Here is a 2,224-nt window from a genome sequence, read left to right as displayed (position 1 = left end):
CAGCAATGGGTGCGGGGGCCGTTTCGCGTCTACTGTGGGGTCAAACCGGACATCGGTTTCTCGAGCACGGAGGTCGTCATGGCAGGCAAGGGAATCGACAAGGTCAAGACGCAGGCCGCCCTGGAGACGGTGCGCGAGAGCCCGGCCATCACGGCCATCGTCGTGGCACCGGTGGTGATCCTGTTCGGCGTCATGTGGTGGGCGATGGGCTTCGGCGCGGCACTGCTGAGCGCCATCGTGCTGGCTCTGGTGATCGTCGGCGCGCGCAAGTTGCTCAGCTAGATCCGGACGGTCGGCCGCCGCCGCGACCTCGGTCGGACCGAGGTCGGGAAGGGGAGTGGCGAGCCCGGATCGACAGTGATCGGCGTCACAAATGCGGCGTTCCCGTGATTCGCGCCGCGGTGGACGGATTCTCTTGACGTGCTGTGACTTTCCTCGCACCTGCCAGGTATCGTTGCCGAGAACAGGTTCTAGTTTGGAGGAGATCGACAGTGGCGTTCGTGATCACTCAGCCTTGCTGCAACGATGCTAGTTGCACCGAGGTCTGCCCGGTGGACTGCATCCATCCGACGCCGGACGAGCGGGCGTTCAAGTCGACCGAGATGCTCTACATCGACCCGGAGACCTGCATCGACTGCGGCCTCTGCGTCGATGCGTGCCCGGTGGACGCCATCTTCCGCGACGACGACCTGCCCGAGCCGATGGCGCGCTACTCGAAGATCAACGCCGACTACTTCGAGGGCAGCGACCTCGAGGACTACGACCCCGCGCCGTCCCTGAAGTTCCCGAAGACCGACCAGGATCCGTTCCGTGTCGCGATCGTCGGATCCGGACCGTCCGGTTTCTACGCGGCCAGGGAACTGATGGCGTTCAAGCGGTCCGGCATCGAGGTCGACATGTTCGACCGTCTGCCGACCCCGTGGGGCCTGGTGCGCGCGGGCGTCGCCCCCGACCACCCGGAGACCAAGGCCGTCACCGAGCTGTTCGCGGAGGTCGCCCGGCGCCCCGGGTTCCGGCTCCATCTCAACGTGGAGGTCGGCAAGCACATCACCCACGACGATCTGCTCGCCCACCACCACGCGGTCATCTACGCGGTCGGCGCGCCGAGCGACCGGCACCTCGGCATCCCCGGCGAGGAACTGCCCGGCAGCCTGGCCGCCACCGAGTTCGTGGCCTGGTACAACGGCCATCCCGACTACGCGGGGCACGCCTTCGACCTGACCGGCTCGCGGGCGGTGATCGTCGGCAACGGCAACGTGGCGCTCGACGTCGCGCGACTGCTCGTCGTCGGAGCGGACGTCCTGGCGAAGACGGACATGGCCGAGCATGCCGTCGAGGCGTTGCGGTCGAGCGCGATCGAGGAGGTCGTCCTGCTCGGTCGCCGCGGTCCGGCACAGGCCGCGTTCACCAACCCCGAACTGCTCGCGCTCGGTCACCTGCCCGACGTCGACGTCGTCGTCGACCCCGCCGAGCTCGAGCTCGACGAGGTCAGCGCCGCGGAGGTCGCGGCCAGCCCCGCCAAGCGACTCAAGCTCGACATCCTGCGCGAGTACGCGGCGCGTCCGCTGGCGGGCCACCGCAAGCGCATCGTGTTGCGATTCCTGGTCTCCCCGGTGGAGGTGCAGGGGACCGACCACGTCACCGGCCTGCTGGTCGCGCGCAACGAGATGGTCGCGGGTGAGGACGGCACGCTGCGTGCCCGCAGCACCGAGCAGACCGAACTGCTCGAGACCGGTCTGGTACTGCGCTCGGTCGGCTACCGGGGCGTGCCGGTGGCGGATCTGCCCTTCGACGAGCAGCGCGGCACGATCTCCAACGTCGGCGGTCGGGTCACCGAGGTTGGCACCGACGTCCCGGTCCCGGGCACCTACACCGCGGGCTGGATCAAGCGCGGGCCGTCCGGTGTGATCGGCACCAACCGCCAGTGCGCGCACGACACCATCGCGCTCATTCTCGAGGACCTCGCCGCGGACCGGTTGAACCCGCCGAAGGGTGACGGCGAGGCGCTCACCTCGCTGCTCGCCGAGCGTGCGCCCGAGGAACTGGACTGGGCCGGCTGGAAGCTGATCGACGCGCGAGAGCGCGAGCTCGGCAAGGCCGCCGGCCGGCCCCGGGTCAAGATGCTCGACATCGACGAGATGGTCGCGCTGGGACGCACGAAGAGCTGACCGCGCGGGTCTCGGGCGTCAGCGCTGGTTGACGCCCGAGACCCTGTCTCTTATAC

Annotated in this window: 2 protein-coding genes; both read left to right on the top strand. The window is 68.7% G+C overall.

Going from position 1 to position 2,224, the window contains the following annotated elements; genetic code table 11:
* Positions 1 to 282, top strand: a 282-nt coding sequence (locus tag ACFXGJ_RS24305; protein ID WP_378625828.1) for a hypothetical protein, incomplete at its 5' end; no start/stop codon positions are given.
* Between the two features lie 209 nt (positions 283 to 491).
* Positions 492 to 2,168 (top strand): 4Fe-4S binding protein, encoded by a 1,677-nt coding sequence (locus tag ACFXGJ_RS24300; RefSeq protein WP_378625827.1) that lies wholly within the window; start codon positions 492 to 494, stop codon positions 2,166 to 2,168.
* Positions 2,169 to 2,224: the final 56 nt, after the last annotated feature.

Origin of the sequence: Rhodococcus sp. NPDC059234, assembly GCF_042754225.1 — a bacterium.
GTDB lineage: Bacteria > Actinomycetota > Actinomycetes > Mycobacteriales > Mycobacteriaceae > Rhodococcus_G.
Note: the sequence above shows the minus strand (reverse complement) of the source record. Positions and strands in the feature narration are given on the sequence as shown.